Here is a 16,752-nt window from a genome sequence, read left to right as displayed (position 1 = left end):
TATGAATATGCAAGTCAATCAGACACCAGCGTCAGGCAAGGATGCAGATGTAGTCATCGTGGGCGGCGGCCCCGTGGGCATGGGGCTGGCGATAGAGCTGGGTCAGCGCGGCATTCGCTGTATCGTCGTGGAGCGCTACGCCAAGCCGCAACCGATTCCCAAGGGGCAGAACCTGACCCAGCGCACCATGGAGCATTTCCACGCCTGGGGTGCGGAAAAGCAGCTTCGCGCAGCTCGCACCATTCCGCCCGAATACGGCATCGGCGGTCTGACGGCGTATGGCAGTTTGCTGGGCCCATATGCCTACGACTGGCTGCAGCGCGATCTCGTCAAGCCGTTCTATTTCAAGGCGAACGAGCGTCTGCCCCAGTATGCGACGGAAGCGGTTCTGCGCGACAGGGCTGCCGAGCTGCCCGCCATACAGACCTTGTACGGCTGGAACTTCGACACCCTGCAGCAGGACGAAGAGGGCGTCAGTGTCACGCTGTCCGAGAAGAACGGATCGGCTGGCAAGACCCTGCGCGCAAGCTATGTCGTCGGCTGTGACGGAGCACGCTCGGGCGTGCGCCAGCAAGCAGGCATCACCCAGACCAAGACCGACCATGACCGCCTCATGGTACTGCTCGTGTTTCGCTCACAGGGACTGCACAAGTTGCTCGAGCGCTTTCCCGGCAAGTCCTACTACAACGTGCTCCAGCCTGAGCTCAAGGGCTACTGGAAATTCTTCGGTCGCGTCGATCTGGGTAATACCTGGTTCTTCCATGCGCCAGTGCCACCGGGAACCACGGCAGACAACTTCGACTTCCAGGCCTATCTGGAAGATGCTGTCGGAGCGCCTTTCGATGTCGAGTTCGAGCATATGGGCTTCTGGGATCTGCGCTTCATGCTTGCCGACAGCTATCGCTCAGGCCGGGTCTTCATCGCCGGCGATGCCGCGCACAGCCATCCTCCCTATGGCGGCTATGGCGTGAACTCGGGCCTGGAAGATGCACGCAATCTCGGGTGGAAGCTGGCAGCCGTGCTGAAAGGCTGGGGCAGCGAAACATTGCTGGACTCCTATGACCGGGAACGCCGCCCGGTATTCAGATCCACCATTGACGACTTTATTGCCAAGTCCATAGAGACCGATCACCAGTTTCTGGACAGCTTTGATCCGGAAAAGGATAGGAGCGCCTTTGAAGCTGCCTGGAATCAGAGGGCGAGTGGGGCCGCAGGCGAGGTGCATGCTTTCGAGCCCAACTATGAGGGCTCTCCCATTGTGCGCAGCGCTCAGGCGTCGGCCGTAGGCAATTGCAGCGCCAAGGGCTCGCATATATTCACGGCACGTGCCGGTCACCACCTGGCTCCGGCCGCGCTCGGTGATGGTCGGAATATATTCGAGCATCTGGGGCAGGGCTACACGCTGGTGGCAGCCGATACGCCCGCGCAAACGCTTGAGACGTTTCGTTATATGGCCGACATCAAGCAGCTGCCCCTGACCATTGTCGAAACCACCAGAACGGATGAGTTCGCGCGCTATGAATCGGATGTGATCCTGGTTCGCCCGGACGCATTTGTGGCCTGGACAACCAACGCGAAGTTCCTTTCGAGCGAGGAGGTGGAAACCGTGCTCGAGTCAGTGATCTGAACATCGCGAACAGCGCGATGCGCTTCGCCACGTCCGCCTGCGGTGGTGGGCGAGACCGCCTGCAACCGGAACTGCGGTCCCGGCAGCAGGCGGCCGTACGGCTCTCAACGCGCGGACGTTCTCCGCCGAGGCCGGCCAGCTTCAGTCCATCAGCGCGCGGGTCAGCAGATCGACTCCTGCGAGGAAGTCACTGATTTCCATGGCCTCATGGGGGTTGTGAGAGCCATGTTCGTTGCGGATGAAGACCATGGCCGACGGTACGCCGGCATTGGCGAACACCGCTGCGTCATGGCCGGCACCGCTTGCCATGCGCTCCAGCTTCACGCCTTGCCCGGCGGCCGCTTCCAGACGGTTCAGCCAGGCAGCGTCCATGGTGGCTGGCTCGGTGAACAGGCGCTCGTCGAACTCGAAACGCACGCCGCGGGCGCGCTCTATGACCTGGCACTCTTCGCGCATCAGGGTGTAGAAGCGCTCCAGGGTCTGGGTGTCCTGGCTGCGCACCTCAAAGCTGAATGCCACTTCGCCGGGAATGACGGAAACAGCATGCGATTGTGCCGAGGTGGAGCAGATGCCCGTGGTCATCACCATGTCCATGCCCATCTGCAGCAGCACGCGCCAGTGTTCGTCCATGCGCGACAGCAGTTCGGCAACCGCCAGCAATGCATCCTTGCGCAACCAGCGCGGCACGGCGCCCGAGTGGCCCGTTTCACCGATGCAGCGGATCAGGTTGTGGCGGACATTGCCGCGGATACCGGTGACCAGGGCCACCGGCCAGCCGCGATTGACCATGACCGGACCCTGCTCGATATGCAGTTCCAGATAGGCTGAGACGTTCGCGAGATCGAGCAGCGGCTCGGCGCGCTCAATGGCATCGACATCGGCTCCGCAGCGCGACATGGCTTCGCTCAGGATGCCGACGCCATCGCGGTGAGGCCGCTTCAATGTGGCGGCAGGTAGCTTGCCCAGCAGGGACAGAGAGCCCAGATAGGCCTTGCCGTACCAAGCGCTTTCCTCGCCACGCAGGGCCAGCACGCGCAGCGGCGGTGCCTGTTCGTGGCGGCCGCGCAGCTGCAGCAGCATCAGCATGCCGGCGACAATGCCAGCCAGCCCGTCGAAGTTTCCGCCCTGCGGCACGGAGTCGGCATGCGAGCCAACTACGACAAAAGGCTCGGCACGGTTTTCTTCAGGCAGGCTCAGCCACAGATTGCCGGCCCGATCCCATTCATGGCTCAGACCCAGATTTTCGGCCCGATCCTCAAGTATGCGCAGCGCGGCAGTCTCGCCCTCGCCATAGCTTTCGCGGGTGACGCCAAGGCCGTCACGGGTGGCTTCGCGAATTTCCGAGAGCAAGGCTTGCGCCAGTGCGCTGGTATCCGTCAGGGTGTTGCAGGCCATCATGCTCCGCTGCCTCCGTGGCGGATGGACCAGTCCACAGGCGAGGCCGAGAAGTCCGCCAAAGTGGCTTTTTGCTCCGCACTGAGCTGTCCGCTCGCCAGCAGTGCTTCGTGCAGCTGATTCCAGGTTGCCAGGGCGTGCAGGGACAAGGCGTGATCGGCAAGTGTGCCGGCCTGGGAGGCATAGAGCGCATAGTCGAGCAGAACCAGCACGTCCTCTACCACGGGGCCGGCGCGGCGCAAGGCGGCAACCGTGCCGGCCTTGGAGCGGCCGTCGGTGGTGACGTCATCCACCAGTAGGACCTTGGCGTTGTCGGGCAGTCGACCTTCGAGCTGGGCCGTGATGTCCCAGCCGACCGGGCGCTTGCGCAGGTACAGCATGGGCAGCGCCAGTCGCTCGGCCAGCCATGCGGCAAAAGCAATGCCCGAGCTTTCGGTTCCCACGATGGCATTGATGCCGCGTGCAGCAATCAGAGGGCGCATGCAGCGGGCCGCGATGTCCATGATTTCACCGCGCAGTGCGACATCGGACATCAGGACTTGCGCATCCACATAGACCGGGCTGGCCCAGCCCGAGGTATAGATAAACGGTTGATGCGAAGCAATGCGTACAGCGCCGAGGCCGACCAGGGCCTGGGCAACGCGTGGCGCGTCGGAAGCGGAAAGAAGCATGTGAGTGTGTGTTTGCAAAGCGGGCATGTTAAGTAGCCAGGCCTGCGGCAAGAAGTGGCTAAAATTCCTCGAGCCGTTCCAAAACGAGATGGCTCGTGCTTTGTGCCTGGGCGTGACCGGGTACCTTTTGCCGAAATCCCCGGCTGCGCCTTCAAGTGCCCGCCGGCCATTGACCATGTCCGACTTCACTTCGCCGCGCAGCTTTCTGCGCCAGATCGACCTTTCATCGCTGGATCTGTTCGTGCTGATCTGCGAATGCGGCAGCATTGCGCGTGCGGCCGAACAGGGCGGCATGGTCGCGTCGGCCGTGAGCAAGCGTGTTGCCGAACTGGAATCCCTGGCGCGCACGCCCTTGCTGTTGCGCCATGCCCGCGGAGTGCGTCCGACTCCTGCCGGAGAGTTGCTGCTGGCGCATGCGCGCACGATTCTTCTGGGGGTCGAGCATTTGCGCGACGACCTGGGCGAATATGCGCGCGGCATACGCGGGCTGGTGCGTCTCAGTGCCAATGCTTCGGCTGTGGAGCAGTTTCTGCCCGAGGATATTGCGATCTTCGTGAAACATCATCCCGACATCCGCATTGATCTGCGCCAGGCGACCAGCCGCTCGGTCGCACGCGCCGTGCGCGATCACATGGCTGATCTTGGCGTCTGCAGCCCCAGCGATGAAGTCGAGGGGCTGGAGTCCATGCCCTACCGGCGCGAGCGCATGGTGCTGATCATGCCCAGCGATCATGCTCTGGCCCGCCATCAGGAGCTGGCCTATGAAGAAGCGCTGGACTATGCCCAGATCGGCTTGCGCGACAGCAGCATCGTGCAGGAGATGCTTGATCGGCAGGCCCGCGCGGGCAGGCGCATGCTGCGCCAGCGCATCGAGGTCGACAGCCTGAGTGCCATGTGCCGGATGATCGAGTGCGGACTGGGCGTGGGGGTCATGCCCGAAGGCGCCTACCAGCGCCTGGGCGAGGCACGCGCTCTGCATGCCGTGCCGCTGACCGATGCCTGGGCGGAGCGCAGCCTTCAGCTGTATGCCATCAGCTTTGCAGAGCTGCCGGCTCCGGCCCGGCATTTTGCCCAGGCCTTGATGCCGCAAGACTGAAGGCCGACGGCGCAGGCGGCGTGCCTGCCCCAGGCAGCCCATCGGGGGAACGCACGAGCTGCTCGCTGCGAGTTTCAGTTTTTCCTCGATGTCCACCGATGGTGTGCCCGCATGCCCAGTAGCATCGCGGCGACAAACAGCCAGACCTGTGGTGTGAGCGTCGCCAGATTCATCAGTGCCGGGCCGGGGCAAAAGCCTGCCAGTCCCCAGCCGATGCCAAACAGGGCGGAGCCCGTCAGCAGCGTGCGATCAATGACGGTGCTGGTCGGCAGTTGCATGGGCTCGCCCAGCAGCGCCGTCTTGCGGCGTTTGGCCCAGGTGAAGGCAATCATGCCGACCGTGATGGCGCCGCCCATGACGAAGCCCAGTGAGGGATCCCAGCGGCCGAAAAAATCGAGAAAGTTCTGCACCTTGGCGGGGTTGCCCATGCCCGAGAGAATCAGGCCCAGACCGAACACAAGCCCGCAAAGCAAGGCTGCAATATTGGGGATCATGATGTTCCTTTGTGGCGACTCAAGCGATGACATGGCGCATCACGAACACGGTGATGGCACCCGTGGCGATAAAGCACAGCGTGGCGGCCAGCGAGCGCAGTGACAGGCGCGATAGCCCGCACACCCCGTGACCGCTGGTGCAGCCCGAGCCCATGCGCGTGCCAAAGCCCACCAGCAGGCCGGCGACGATGACGAGCGCCGGGCTGGACGGAAGCGCCATGGGCGGCAGGGGGGCAAACAGCGACCAGAGCAACGGCGCTGAGACCATGCCCAGGATGAATGCCAGACGCCATCCCCACTGCTGGACGCTCGACCAGGTCGGCAACTGCAGCAGCGCTGCCGCGATGCCGCTGATGCCGGCGACCCGCCCCAGCAAGGCAATGAGCAGGGCGGCCGACAGGCCGATCAGCAGGCCTCCGGCCAGCGATGCCCAGGGCGTGAAATCACTCCACAAGATATTCATGCAGCCTCTCCAGGTTGGCAGAACAATTGATACAGGGCTTGCATCAGCTGCAGGGCCCGGGCGTCGGCCAGCTGATACCAGATGAACTTGCCTTCGCGTCGCGTGCTGACCAGACCCTCGCGCCGCAGAATGCCCAGTTGCTGGGACAGGGTGGGCTGGGACACGCCGGTCAACGATTCCAGCTCGCTGACCGTGCGCTCCTGCTGGGCGAGCTGGCACAGCAGCAGAAGCCGGTCTTCGTTGCCCAGCAGCTTGAGCATGGCCACGGCTTCGCCCGCATGGGCACGCATGGCCTGCAGATCCAGGGCGGCTTGAGCGTTGTCAAAGGTTGAAGGAGACATGGTTTCTTTCATTAAAATATTTTCATATATTATATAAAAAAGTAAACTGATTGCCGAGCCTCAGCATTTCAGTTGCACCATTCAAGGAGTTGCCATGTCCGCCAGCCTGATGCATATCGAGCCGTTTTTTGATGCCGCTACCGGCACCCTGAGCTATGTCGTTGCCGATACGGTCAGTGGTCAGGCTGCCGTGATCGACCCGGTGCTGGATTTCGAGCCGAAATCCGGAACCCTGAGCACCCGCTCAGCGGATGCATTGACCGATTTTGTGCGTGGCAGAGGCTGGCGGCTGGAGTGGATCCTGGAAACCCATGCGCATGCCGATCACCTCTCGGCGGCCCAGCATATCCGCCACCACCTGGGCGGCAAGGTGGCAATCGGTGCCCATATCCGCGATGTGCAGGCTGTGTTTCGCAAGATCTATCATTTCGAGCGCAGCTTCATGCCAGACGGCAGCCAGTTCGATCATCTGGTGCAGCATGGCGAGCGTCTGCCGCTGGGGCAGCTGCAACTGCTGGCCATGCATGTGCCCGGCCACACTCCGGCCGATATGGCCTATCGTGTCGAGGATGCCGTGTTTGTGGGCGACACCCTTTTCATGCCCGATGTGGGCACGGCACGCGCCGATTTTCCCGGCGGCGATGCGGCGACGCTCTACCGGTCGATCCGTCGCATTCTGGCGCTGCCCGAGCAGACCCGCATCTTTGTCTGCCACGACTACCCGCCTGCAGGGCGCAAGCCGCAATGGCAGACCACCGTGCAGGCCCAGCGCAGCGGCAACATCCATGTGCACGATGGCATTGGCGAGGCGGAGTTCGTGCAGATGCGCAACGCACGCGACGCCACGCTGGAAATGCCCACGCTGATCCTGCCCTCTGTGCAGGTCAACGTGCGGGCAGGCAAGTTGCCGCCTGCACAGGATGATGGCCGCACCTATATTCAGCTGCCGATCAATGCCTTTGCCGGTGACGGAAAGCTGCCGCAGGGCCTGTCGCAGTGATTACTTCTCCGGGGCGGGCCGCGCATCGCCCGCAGTGCTCCGGCGGGCCAGTTCGTTGAGTCTGAGCTGCAGGCGTACCATGTGCTCGGCGTAGACCAGCGCTTCCTGTGTGGGCAGCGGTCTGGCGACCCGTCGGGCATAGACGTCGAGCGCCCCTTGTGCCACCTCGGGGTCGTCGCTGTCCGCGTACCAGGCCCAGTCGGCCAGGTGCGAGGCCAGTTCCGGGTTGCGGTCGGCCAATGCCGTGGCCCGCCGAATCATCGGCCTGGCACCGCCTGCAAGCTGCACCAGTTCCTTGGCTTCATGGGCCAGCGGCGCCGGGCGCCAGTGCGAGGGGATATCGTCCCACCAGCCGCTGTACTCGCTGACCACCATGCGGCCGATGTCCTTGGCCGACACATAGAGCTCGCGTGCATCGCTGCGCCCGGCCAGAGCCGGCGGCAGCGCGATCTTGTCAATCACCAGATCACGGCGCTCGCCGCTGTTCAGGCCGCTCACCACCTGCCTGGCAATGCTGTCCAGCATCTGGGCTTGCGCCGGCAGGCGATCCTGGATTTCCTCCGGACTGGCGAGGGCGGGGCCGTGTGCGGGCAGCAGCAATCGGGGGTTGAGTGCAGCCATGTCCCGCAGGGCCTGCGCCCACTCCTCGGGGTAGCGCTGACGGCGTTTGCCATTGCCCGCATTGGGCAGAAAGCCCTGGAAGTAATCCGCGCTGGCCACGATCTTGCGGCCCGGCACGGCAACCCAGATCTGGTCTTCGGTCTCGCCGCGTGCATGGGTCAGCACAAAGTCTTCGCCGCCTATGGTGAGCGTGGTCTTGTCCTGGAAGGTCTCTGTGGGGCGCACTGCATCGGCCCAGGTGCGCGGCACGTCGGCCACGCTTTGCTGGTTGTTGCGCGCGATCAGGCCGTTGCTGCGCATGTCCAGCTCCATCTGGGCGATGAAGCGCTGCTCGGTCACCACACGCGGCTTCTGGTCCATCAATGCCCAGGCGCCAAAGGCGTGGTCGGCATGAAAGTGGGTCAGGATGACGGTGTGCAGCGGCTTGTTGCTGAGCTGCTTCAGCGTCTCGGCCAAGGCTGGGCCTGCGGGGGCGTAGCCGCTATCGACCAGAACCAGGCCTTCATCGGTCTCGAAGACCACCACATTGACGATGGGAAAGCGCAGCAGCCAGGTACGCGGAGCCACGGCCTCTACCTTGAGTCTGGCTCGGGCCTCTGCGATGGCGTTCTGGTCGGTTCGGCTGTACATGCTGTTGGCCACCGCATACGACAGCTCGGTGCCAAAGCCACCGCCTTCCATGATGGACCTGACCATCTGCGGATTGGCCTTGAACACCTGGGCGCGGGCAGCAAGCACGGCGGGGCTTTTCGCTCCCGAGCCCCCGCGGTCATCCTGATCGTGGGCGTTGGCCGTGCCCGCACCGAGCTGGCACAGTGCGAGGGCCGTGACGAAGGTGTGTCGGGAAAGCCTAAATGTTTTTTTCATGTTTGCCATCGCTGCATTCATTGGGCGTGGATTGGTTGAACCGGTTCGGGAGTCCACGAAGGGTCCAGCACCTCGGGCCATGGCTGGTAGGCACGGGCCATCAGATAGAACAGGTTTTTTGCGGGCGTGGGCAGCCAGTTGGCACGCTTTTCCGGGCCTGGATCCGTGGGTTGCAACCAGATGTCGAGGCTGCCGTCGGCGTTGAACTTCAGGCCCTTGGTGCGGTCGCCGATGGCGTAGCGGTTGATGGGGTTGTCCACCATGTACTGGCCTCCGGTCACGAATTCATACAGAGAGACAGACCAGAATGCATCGGCGGGCAAGCGGCCCTGGGGCAGATGCAGGCGGTAAGCCTGTCCTTTGCCGAGAGCCTGATTGTTGGTATCCACACTGGCAGCGAAATAGGTGGCTTCTGCCGCGGTCAGCCCAAGAATGCCACCCGACATGGCTGCCGACTGGGCACGCATGGCGTAGTCTGTACCAAAGCCATCCGGCAGGCGGTAAGGTGTCCAGCCGTTTCTGCGTCCAGGGTCTGCCGTCCTGCGGTCGGCATTCAGGCGATTCTTGAGCTCGTTCTTCTCGATTTCGGGGGCCAGGGTCCGCCAGCGTTGCTGCACGGAATCGGGCAGCTTGTCCCAGCGGCAGGGCTTGCCGCAGATGCCGACGCTGGCAAAGCGCTCAAGCAGCTTTTGCTCCGTGCCGGGGGGAGGGTTGCGCACCAGTGCCTCGTTGGCCACATCGACAAAGCGGCCCCAGTCCTGCGCTCGGGGCCTGAGACGCGGGCTGTCTTCGGCCGTTGGGAGCAATGGCGCGATGTGAAAGCCGTCCTGCACAGCATGGGCGGCCTCGAGGTCGTCTTCGCCGGTGACCAGCACCCGCAGATTCAGATAGACATCGCGCGTAGGCGCACGCACGATCTGGTCAACCTGGGGGACCTTGCCGCTCCAGCGAGGGCCGACCAGGGCCACGGTGCGTGCCTGGGTGCCGCCAAGGCGTCGGCCTGCATAGGAGAAGGTGTTGAGGTCTGCGCCGATCATGGCGACCACGTAATAGCGGCCATGGGTTTCGGGCAGGGACAGCAGCATGGGAGACTTTTCGAGATCCAGCCAGGCGGTGGAGTAGAACGTGTCCCGAATCGGGCCGTTGGCCCAGCGGTCCCGGGGCGTGGCCAGGTGGCGCGAGTGGCGGAAATGGTTGAGTGTGGTGGCCGTGGGCGAGTCTTTGACCTCGAGGGCTTCATGCCGCATTTTCATGAATTCCTGATAAGGGTAGGCGTAGAGCATGGCCTCGCGGATCAGGCTGTCCAGCGCCTGTTCCTCGGTGGCGACGGATGTCTGTGCATGGGCTGCGCCCAGGCAAAGGCTCAATGCAGCAGCTGCCGCGGCATGCAGCCCGGTGCGATTCGACTTTGACATGTGATTGAGAAGGTGATCTGGTGGTGATGGCCGGGCCGGAGGCTCTCTGCAGCCCGGCCCGGCCGGAACCTGTCTGCGGCGGTGCGCCATGAGGCGTGTGCCGGAGGTTCATCAAAGAGGCCGGCGCTCAGGTGCCGGCGTTGCGCGTGGCCTCAGGGGTGAACATGGAGGGATTCATGTCTCCCTTGTTGAGCACGGGGCCCTTGGGGCGCTCCTGGAACAGGTTGTAGGCCACATAGCCGCCGCCGATCAGGTCGTGGTAGAAAGCCGTGCCTGCATGCCAGGCGTTGGCATCAAACGCGTAGTAGTAATTGATGAGGCCTTGCTGCCACAGATTGCCGCGTGCATCGTAGAAGTCGCTCATCACGGCGTGGCCGGTGTCTTCGTCAAGGAAAAGCACGCGCTTGCCATAGAGATGGCGATAGCCTTCCTTGAGCGTGGCTTCCAGCACCCAGACGCGGCGCAGTTCATAGCGCATGTAGTCGGGGTTGGCATGGCCGGGCTTGAGCAGATCGGCGTACTTCACGGTATTGGCGTGAATCTTGTACGCATTGGCGGGAATGTAGATTTCCTTCTTGCCCAGATTCTTCCAGTTGTAGCGCTCGGGCGAGCCATTGAAGAGACGGTCGGAGTCAATCGTCATCTTGGCGCCCACGCCGCCGCCCATGGGCTGGTCAAAGCCGTACTCGGGGATCTGGCGCACCCGGCGTGTACCCGGGTCATAGCTCCAGCCCAGACGCTTGTCCTTGCCGAAGTTGACCGGCTCACGGCTGACGCTGACCCCGCCTTTTTCGCGCTCGGGCAGCTTGACCGCATTCATGCCCTGGGCCATGGTGCCTTCCAGCGGCTTGCCGGCCTGCTCGGGGGAGTTCAGCAAGCTCATGCTGCGGTTGTCGGCGCGGCCGAAGACGGTGGAGCCATCCTGCATCACGTAGGCGTTGTCACGCAGTGTGTGTTCGGTGAACGAGCGCAGCGGAAACAGGTTGTTGAAGGCCAGCTCCATGCCGGTCTTGGGGAAGGGGAACGGTATGGCCCCCTTGACCGCGTTGTCGGCGCCCATTCCGTCGGCGCTGATCACGGCGTTCTGCGCATTGGCTTTGGCCGAGGCACAGGCAAAGTCCGGATAACGGAAGTCGCGGTGGCCCGGATAGACGGGAATGCTGAAAGTCTTGGGGTAGCGCGCAAACATGGCCTTCTGGCCTTCGGTCAGATTGGCGGCGTACTTGGCAACATTCTCGGCCGTGATGGAGAACAGGGGCTTTTCATTGGCATAGGGGTCCACCGGGTGCTGGCCCGCATGCGGCGTGTACTGAATGCCAGGCGGCGTTCCCAGCCATTTGCCCGTGTATTCGGGCACGCCGCTGGCGGTGCCGGCCTTTTCGGCTCCGATACAGGTCAATGACTTGCCCAGCTTTTCAATTTCCTCGGGGCTGCCTTTGGCAGCGGCGGCACCAGCCATGACGGTGGTCACGGCCAATGCGATCAGGGCGCGGTAGCTCAGGTTGCTTTCCATCACGATTCCTCAAAGATGTATGTGTGCAGCATTTGCACTATCGATCTGCCCGCGAATCGGGCCCAGGTCTAGTCCAGGTCAGCTAGTCGCTGACTTGACGCCGGTCGATGAATTCAATGTTCAAGCGAGCTCTACGGCCCACCATCGCTCGTTTGGACTAGCCCGTAAGGCCTAGCGAAGTCACCTCAGAGACAGACTGCCACTCCAGCCCTTTGCTGAATCGCTAGGGCAAGGGAAAACCTGTGGCATCCGACCTCGGGAAAACCAAGATGAAAATGCGCTTGAGGGAGATCGGGCGTGTTGCTTTGGAATGCGAAAGGCCGCCATGGGCCGGGCGACCTAGGCCGCAAGGACTAGCGCGGTCCGAAGGTCCAGGTGGCGAAGTGCCTGCTTTGCTGTCAGGCCTTGCCGGTGCTGGAATCAGCTGCCGGGCATGCCGAACAGGTCATGGGCATCCAGCAGGGCCCAGGCAATCTCGGGCTTGCGCTCCAGACCCTTGCGGATCGCGGCAGGAATGCTCTGGCGGGTTTTGCGGCACAGGCCCGGCATGTCGCCGAGATCGATCTGGATGCCGCGCATGGTGCGTACCTCGTTGCTGCCGGGGGTGATGCGGATCTCCAGGCCCAGGAGTGCATGGATGCGCTGCTGCATATGTTCCAGATCGACCAGACTGCTGATGCTCTCCAGGCGCAGCAGCAGCTTTTTCTCTTCCTCGCGCGTGAGCTGCAGAATGCGCATATCCGCATCCGGCGTGCTCAGCAACTGCTCGCGCCGGCAGTCGCAGGCGCCGGGCGGGCATTCAACGCGGATCGGGACGGAGAGCGGCTGCATGAGGCGGCTGAGGAAACCAGGGTCAGATGCATTCATGCTAAGCCCTGCCAGATCGTCCCGCCAGTGGGGGACGCCCGCACAGGGCCCGGGTTGGGGGCATCCCGGCGGCGCCATAAGTGAATTCACTTGTCCCAGTTGTTCTCAGGTTTGCCTAGACTCAGGCATTATTGAGGGTTACTACTAAAAGTAGGCTGGCCTGATCTGCCGGCTTCTACCAGAACGAAGGCCTGCATTGCCCGCTGCCCGGCAGCGCAGCAGCCGGGATGGGAACAATCACTTTTCATAGCGGTAAGCGCATTATTCATGCGTGATTCGCGATATTTTTCATGATAGAAATTCGGGATTTATCCCTGACATACCAAGGCCCCAAGGGCCCGGTGCACGCCTTGCGCGGCATCAATCTGGAAATCGCTTCGGGCGAAGTGTTCGGCATCATCGGTCGCTCCGGTGCGGGCAAAAGCTCGCTGGTGCGTTGCCTGAATCTGCTCAACCGCCCCACGGATGGCAAGGTCATCGTCAACGGACGCGACCTCATGCAGCTGTCCGACGGCGAGCTGCGCGCCGCGCGCCGCGACATCGGCATGGTGTTCCAGCACTTCAATCTGCTGTCCTCGCGCACGGTCTATGACAACGTGGCCCTGCCGCTGGAGCTGGCCGGTGTCTCCAAGGACGAGATCTACCAACGCGTGACGCCGCTGCTGGAACTGGTGGGCCTGGACCATCTGGCCGACCGCTATCCGGCCCAGATTTCCGGCGGCCAGAAACAGCGCGTGGGCATTGCCCGGGCACTGGCCAGCAATCCCAAGGTGCTGCTCAGCGACGAAGCCACTTCGGCGCTGGACCCCGAGACCACGCGCTCCATTCTGGATCTGCTGCGCAAGGTCAACCGCGAGCTGGGCGTGACGGTGGTGCTGATCACCCACCAGATGCTGGTGATCAAGCAGATCGCCGACCGCGTGGCGGTGATCGACGGTGGCGAGATTGCCGAGCTGGGGCCCGTGATCGATGTCTTCACCCGCCCCCAGAAGGCGATCACCAAGAGTCTGATCGATGAAATCGTGCCTCAGCAGCTGCCCGAGTCGGTGATGACGCGGGTGAACCAGCTGGCCGCCCAGCTGCAGCCCGGCCAGCAAGGCCAGCTGCTGCGGCTGTCCTATGCGGGCGAGAGTGCCTACCAGCCGATTCTCTCGCACCTGATTCGCGAGCTGGGTCTGGACCTGTCGATCCTGCATGGCCAGATCGACGAGATCCAGGAGCAGACTTTCGGATCGCTGGCGGTCTATGCCAGCGGCGAGGCCCGCAAGATTGACGCAGCCGTGGAGCACCTGCGTGCCGGCGGTGTGCAAGTGCAGATCGTGTCCAGCAAGGATTGAGAGCGATGTTTGAGAATTTTTCGGAAATGATGCTCCAGCTGCTGCTGGATTCCTTCTGGGAGACGCTGATCATGGTCGGCATCTCCGGCCTGATCGGCGGTCTGATCGGTATTCCGCTGGGCGTCTTCCTGCGCCTGACCGACCATGGCGGCATTCTGCAGAACGGCCCGGCCAACAAGGTCGTAGGCTGGATCGTCAATGCCCTGCGCTCCACCCCCTTCATCATCTTGCTGGTGGCCATCATTCCGCTGACGCGTCTGATCACGGGCTCCTCCATCGGTACCTGGGCGGCTGTGGTGCCGCTGACGATCGCCGCGGCACCGTTTGTCGCGCGTCTGGTGGAGACTGCCTTGCGCGAGGTCGATGGCGGCCTGATCGAGGCGGCCCAGTCCATGGGAGCGACCACCGGCCAGATCGTCTGGAAGGTGCTGCTGCCCGAGGCGCTGCCCGGCATCGTCGCGGGCCTGACGATCAGCTTCGTCAGCCTGACCGGCTACTCGGCCATGGCCGGTGCCATCGGCGGCGGCGGACTCGGAGATCTCGGCATCCGCTATGGCTACCAGCGCTTTCTGCCCGACGTGATGCTGGTGGTGGTGATCATTCTGATCTTCTTCGTGCAGGCCATTCAGAGCCTGGGCGACTGGGCCGTGCGACGCCTGAGCCATCGCTGAGCCGGACGGCACCTTACCAAAATTTAAGGCAAGGGGGCAGCCCGGCACCAGGCCCCCCCTCTAGAATGCAGATTCAAAATTTTTTCGAAAGGCCGCTCGGCATTGAGGGTGGCCATGTTTTTTTCTGGGTAGACAACAGCAAATGATGGATGGTTTGATTACCGGTCGACTCACCGGCGTTCCCGAGAGTCGCGTGGATCGCAACCGCCGCCCCTACATGGTGGCCCGCATGCGGGCCAACGCAGGCGATGGCTCCTCGATTCCCGTGAATATCGTCGCTTTCGACAATGCGCCCTGCGCCGTGCTGCGCAGTCTCTCCGAAGGCGACGCGATTGCCCTGCGCGGCAGCTTCACGCCCAAGGTCTGGATCGACCGGCAAGACGAGTCCCACGCCGTGCTCGATGTGGTGGCCCAGCAGGTGCTGGCTGCGCCTTCCATGTCCGATCTCTGAGGGCCTGCCCCGCGCCACACAAGCCCGCTACCGTGAAGGAGCGGGCTTTTTTGTGGGCGCTCAGCGCGCTGCATTCAGCGCATCCGGGCTTGCATGGCAATCCGTAGTTTGCATCTGAGCAAACTGTCTAAGAAACAGCGCTCGGGCACCTGAAAGTGGCGCTACAGTCTTAGCCACTCTCAATCTTCCGTACAAGGAATCTGCATGTTGAACAAGCGCTCGCTTTTGCGCACCACATTGGCCGTGGCTGCTGCGGCCTCGCTGGGCTTTGCCGCCCAGGCCCAGGACAAGACCATCAAGATCGGCGTGACCGCCGGTCCTCACGCGCAGATCATGGAAGTGGTGAAGAAGGTCGCCGCCAAGAACGGCCTGAACCTCAAGGTCATCGAGTTCGGCGACTATGTCCAGCCCAATGCGGCACTGGCTGCCGGGGATCTGGATGCGAACAGCTACCAGCACCGTCCCTATCTGGATGCCCAGATCAAGGATCGAGGCTACAAGCTCAGCTGGGTGGCCGACACGGTGAATTTCCCCATCGGCATCTACTCCAAGAAGGTCAAGGCGCTGTCCGAGCTGCCCACGGGTGCCAAGTTCGGTCTTCCCAACGATCCCACCAATGGTGGCCGTGCGCTGCTGCTGTTGCAGACCCAGGGCCTGATCAAGCTCAAGGAAGGTGCCGGCCTGAAGGCCACCCCCCTGGATGTGGTCTCCAACCCCAGGAAGCTCAAGTTCGTCGAGCTGGATGCGGCCCAGCTGCCGCGTTCACTGGACGACCTGGAGGCCTCTACCGTCAACACCAATTTCGCGATCTCGGCCGGTCTGAATCCCAAGAAGGATGCGATCGCACTGGAGTCGGCCAGGAATCCCTATGTGAACATCATGGTGGTGCGCGATGCCGACAAGAATCAGCCCTGGGTCGCCCAGCTGATCAAGTCCTACCACTCCGACGAGGTGCGCCAGTTCATCGACAAGGAATTCAAGGGATCGGTCTTCCCGGCATTCTGATAACCCCTGAGGCGCTTTGCGCCTTTCCCAGGCCGGGCATCCCCAAGGGGGACGCAGTCGCGTTGCGCGGCGGCGCTTGCTGGCTGTCTCTGTGACGGGGTCTGTTTGACGGGTATCGAACGAAGCGCTGCACCTGCAGCGCTTTTTACTGCTCTTCATGCACTAGCTGCTAGCGCTTGTTGTTATTGGATTTCACATCAAAAATGATCTGAGTTCCATTGCGGGATGGCGCAGGCAGCTCATTTATTCAAGAGTTTCAAACCACTCTGTGATAGGGGCGCGGCTCGTGCGCGTCTGGTTGACAGGGGCTGCCTCGTCGGCCCAGCCAAGGGCCAGGCCGCAGACGATGTGCCTGCTTTCGGGCAGGCCCAGCACGCGGCGCACGGTGGCCGGGTACGAGGCCAGGGCTCCGATGGCGCAGCTGCCCAGGCCCATGGCGGCGGCAGCCAGCTGCAGGCCGTAGAGCATCATGCCCAGATCCATATAGCCACCGGGACCGTAATGGGCGTCGATGGTGACGACCAGCGCCAAGGGCGCATCGAAGAAGCGATAGTTGCGCGCAAACTGTGCTTCGCGCCCCGCGCGGTCGTCGCGCGCCACGCCCAGGGCGCCATAAAGCGCCTGGGCCGAAGCCACCTGGCGTTTGCGCAGCTGCATGGGCATGGGGCGTGGAAAGTAGGCATAGTCCTCGCATTCGGGCACATGGCTTTCAACGTCCTGCAGCAGGGCCGCAGTCAGCTGCTCGCGCATCTTGCCGCGCACGGCGATCAGCTGGCCGGGTTGCAGATTGCCTCCGCTGGGGGCCTGGCGCGCCGTCAGCAGCAACTGCTCCAGCAGGGCATCGGGTACGGCGTTCGGCAGGAATGCACGTGTGGAGCGGCGCTGCAGCATCAGCGCCATGCCTGCCGGGAGGTCGGG

Annotated in this window: 17 protein-coding genes; 7 read left to right on the top strand and 10 right to left on the bottom strand. The window is 63.0% G+C overall.

The annotated features are described in order from the left end of the window. Nucleotide 1: 1 nt before the first annotated feature. Entirely contained in the window at nucleotides 2-1,627 is a 1,626-nt protein-coding gene (locus tag E2583_RS01695; RefSeq protein ID WP_291592586.1) for an FAD-dependent monooxygenase, read from the top strand. 141 nt (nucleotides 1,628-1,768) lie between these two features. Here the strand turns inward: E2583_RS01695 and E2583_RS01690 are convergent, their stop codons facing one another. After that, complete coding sequence (locus tag E2583_RS01690) at nucleotides 1,769-3,025, bottom strand: hydantoinase/carbamoylase family amidase (RefSeq protein ID WP_291592585.1); 1,257 nt, start codon at nucleotides 3,023-3,025, stop codon at nucleotides 1,769-1,771. Continuing rightward, nucleotides 3,022-3,693 (bottom strand): orotate phosphoribosyltransferase, encoded by a 672-nt coding sequence (locus tag E2583_RS01685; protein WP_291592583.1) that lies wholly within the window; start codon nucleotides 3,691-3,693, stop codon nucleotides 3,022-3,024. The genes E2583_RS01690 and E2583_RS01685 overlap by 4 nt, the downstream gene beginning before the upstream one ends. A 175-nt stretch (nucleotides 3,694-3,868) precedes the next feature. Here E2583_RS01685 and E2583_RS01680 point away from each other — a divergent pair, with 175 nt between their 5' ends. Beyond that, nucleotides 3,869-4,789: a LysR family transcriptional regulator gene (locus tag E2583_RS01680; protein ID WP_291592581.1), complete on the top strand. Its 921-nt coding sequence runs from the start codon at nucleotides 3,869-3,871 to the stop codon at nucleotides 4,787-4,789. Between the two features lie 74 nt (nucleotides 4,790-4,863). Here the strand turns inward: E2583_RS01680 and E2583_RS01675 are convergent, their stop codons facing one another. The 3 genes from E2583_RS01675 to E2583_RS01665 are packed head-to-tail and all read right to left on the bottom strand — an operon-like array spanning nucleotide 4,864 to nucleotide 6,087. Then, nucleotides 4,864-5,283 (bottom strand): YeeE/YedE family protein, encoded by a 420-nt coding sequence (locus E2583_RS01675; protein WP_291592579.1) that lies wholly within the window; start codon nucleotides 5,281-5,283, stop codon nucleotides 4,864-4,866. Between the two features lie 19 nt (nucleotides 5,284-5,302). Further along, nucleotides 5,303-5,746, bottom strand: a complete 444-nt coding sequence (locus E2583_RS01670; RefSeq protein WP_291592577.1) for a YeeE/YedE family protein — start codon at nucleotides 5,744-5,746, stop codon at nucleotides 5,303-5,305. After that, complete coding sequence (locus tag E2583_RS01665; protein ID WP_291592575.1) at nucleotides 5,743-6,087, bottom strand: helix-turn-helix transcriptional regulator; 345 nt, start codon at nucleotides 6,085-6,087, stop codon at nucleotides 5,743-5,745. Before E2583_RS01665 ends, E2583_RS01670 begins: the two co-directional genes overlap by 4 nt. A 94-nt stretch (nucleotides 6,088-6,181) precedes the next feature. On the opposite strand from E2583_RS01665, the gene E2583_RS01660 reads away from it, so the two are divergent. Continuing rightward, entirely contained in the window at nucleotides 6,182-7,087 is a 906-nt protein-coding gene (locus E2583_RS01660) for an MBL fold metallo-hydrolase (RefSeq protein WP_291592573.1), read from the top strand. Here E2583_RS01660 and E2583_RS01655 read toward each other — a convergent pair whose 3' ends face one another. From E2583_RS01655 to E2583_RS01640, 4 genes are all read right to left on the bottom strand, one after another. Further along, nucleotides 7,088-8,575, bottom strand: a complete 1,488-nt coding sequence (locus E2583_RS01655) for an MBL fold metallo-hydrolase (protein WP_291592571.1) — start codon at nucleotides 8,573-8,575, stop codon at nucleotides 7,088-7,090. It abuts the gene before it with no gap. Between the two features lie 17 nt (nucleotides 8,576-8,592). After that, the gene (locus tag E2583_RS01650) at nucleotides 8,593-9,990 is read right to left on the bottom strand and encodes a DUF1254 domain-containing protein (RefSeq protein ID WP_291592569.1); all 1,398 of its coding nucleotides are present in this window, start codon (nucleotides 9,988-9,990) and stop codon (nucleotides 8,593-8,595) included. Between the two features lie 127 nt (nucleotides 9,991-10,117). Next, a complete protein-coding gene (locus tag E2583_RS01645) occupies nucleotides 10,118-11,503 on the bottom strand; it encodes a DUF1329 domain-containing protein (protein ID WP_291592568.1) in 1,386 nt (461 codons plus the stop codon). Between the two features lie 420 nt (nucleotides 11,504-11,923). Further along, the gene (locus tag E2583_RS01640) at nucleotides 11,924-12,334 is read right to left on the bottom strand and encodes a hypothetical protein (RefSeq protein ID WP_291592616.1); all 411 of its coding nucleotides are present in this window, start codon (nucleotides 12,332-12,334) and stop codon (nucleotides 11,924-11,926) included. Between the two features lie 326 nt (nucleotides 12,335-12,660). Here E2583_RS01640 and E2583_RS01635 point away from each other — a divergent pair, with 326 nt between their 5' ends. From E2583_RS01635 to E2583_RS01620, 4 genes are all read left to right on the top strand, one after another. Continuing rightward, a complete protein-coding gene (locus E2583_RS01635; RefSeq protein WP_291592567.1) occupies nucleotides 12,661-13,707 on the top strand; it encodes a methionine ABC transporter ATP-binding protein in 1,047 nt (348 codons plus the stop codon). A gap of 5 nt (nucleotides 13,708-13,712) precedes the next feature. Further along, a complete protein-coding gene (locus tag E2583_RS01630) occupies nucleotides 13,713-14,378 on the top strand; it encodes a methionine ABC transporter permease (RefSeq protein WP_003055731.1) in 666 nt (221 codons plus the stop codon). Nucleotides 14,379-14,523: 145 nt separating this feature from the next. Beyond that, nucleotides 14,524-14,829, top strand: a complete 306-nt coding sequence (locus tag E2583_RS01625) for a single-stranded DNA-binding protein (protein WP_230629988.1) — start codon at nucleotides 14,524-14,526, stop codon at nucleotides 14,827-14,829. Between the two features lie 204 nt (nucleotides 14,830-15,033). Beyond that, nucleotides 15,034-15,834: a MetQ/NlpA family ABC transporter substrate-binding protein gene (locus E2583_RS01620; protein WP_291592559.1), complete on the top strand. Its 801-nt coding sequence runs from the start codon at nucleotides 15,034-15,036 to the stop codon at nucleotides 15,832-15,834. A 243-nt stretch (nucleotides 15,835-16,077) separates the two neighbouring features. Here E2583_RS01620 and E2583_RS01615 read toward each other — a convergent pair whose 3' ends face one another. Then, nucleotides 16,078-16,734, bottom strand: a complete 657-nt coding sequence (locus E2583_RS01615; protein ID WP_291592614.1) for a nitroreductase — start codon at nucleotides 16,732-16,734, stop codon at nucleotides 16,078-16,080. Nucleotides 16,735-16,752 lie beyond the last annotated feature (18 nt).

The sequence above is a fragment of the Comamonas sp. genome, assembly GCF_009360615.1.
Classification (GTDB): domain Bacteria; phylum Pseudomonadota; class Gammaproteobacteria; order Burkholderiales; family Burkholderiaceae_C; genus Comamonas.
This window is presented reverse-complemented; position numbering and strand designations above follow the sequence as displayed.

Coding starts and splice junctions, on each gene's coding strand:
- E2583_RS01685 (WP_291592583.1), bottom strand. CDS start 3,693: ATGCTTCTTTCCGCTTCCGACGCGCCACGCGTTGCCCAGGCCCTGGTC.
- E2583_RS01660 (WP_291592573.1), top strand. CDS start 6,182: ATGTCCGCCAGCCTGATGCATATCGAGCCGTTTTTTGATGCCGCTACC.
- E2583_RS01625 (WP_230629988.1), top strand. CDS start 14,524: ATGGATGGTTTGATTACCGGTCGACTCACCGGCGTTCCCGAGAGTCGC.
- E2583_RS01645 (WP_291592568.1), bottom strand. CDS start 11,503: ATGGAAAGCAACCTGAGCTACCGCGCCCTGATCGCATTGGCCGTGACC.
- E2583_RS01690 (WP_291592585.1), bottom strand. CDS start 3,025: ATGATGGCCTGCAACACCCTGACGGATACCAGCGCACTGGCGCAAGCC.
- E2583_RS01640 (WP_291592616.1), bottom strand. CDS start 12,334: ATGCAGCCGCTCTCCGTCCCGATCCGCGTTGAATGCCCGCCCGGCGCC.
- E2583_RS01695 (WP_291592586.1), top strand. CDS start 2: ATGAATATGCAAGTCAATCAGACACCAGCGTCAGGCAAGGATGCAGAT.
- E2583_RS01655 (WP_291592571.1), bottom strand. CDS start 8,575: ATGAAAAAAACATTTAGGCTTTCCCGACACACCTTCGTCACGGCCCTC.
- E2583_RS01630 (WP_003055731.1), top strand. CDS start 13,713: ATGTTTGAGAATTTTTCGGAAATGATGCTCCAGCTGCTGCTGGATTCC.
- E2583_RS01665 (WP_291592575.1), bottom strand. CDS start 6,087: ATGTCTCCTTCAACCTTTGACAACGCTCAAGCCGCCCTGGATCTGCAG.
- E2583_RS01680 (WP_291592581.1), top strand. CDS start 3,869: ATGTCCGACTTCACTTCGCCGCGCAGCTTTCTGCGCCAGATCGACCTT.
- E2583_RS01650 (WP_291592569.1), bottom strand. CDS start 9,990: ATGTCAAAGTCGAATCGCACCGGGCTGCATGCCGCGGCAGCTGCTGCA.
- E2583_RS01615 (WP_291592614.1), bottom strand. CDS start 16,734: ATGGCGCTGATGCTGCAGCGCCGCTCCACACGTGCATTCCTGCCGAAC.
- E2583_RS01635 (WP_291592567.1), top strand. CDS start 12,661: ATGATAGAAATTCGGGATTTATCCCTGACATACCAAGGCCCCAAGGGC.
- E2583_RS01675 (WP_291592579.1), bottom strand. CDS start 5,283: ATGATCCCCAATATTGCAGCCTTGCTTTGCGGGCTTGTGTTCGGTCTG.
- E2583_RS01670 (WP_291592577.1), bottom strand. CDS start 5,746: ATGAATATCTTGTGGAGTGATTTCACGCCCTGGGCATCGCTGGCCGGA.
- E2583_RS01620 (WP_291592559.1), top strand. CDS start 15,034: ATGTTGAACAAGCGCTCGCTTTTGCGCACCACATTGGCCGTGGCTGCT.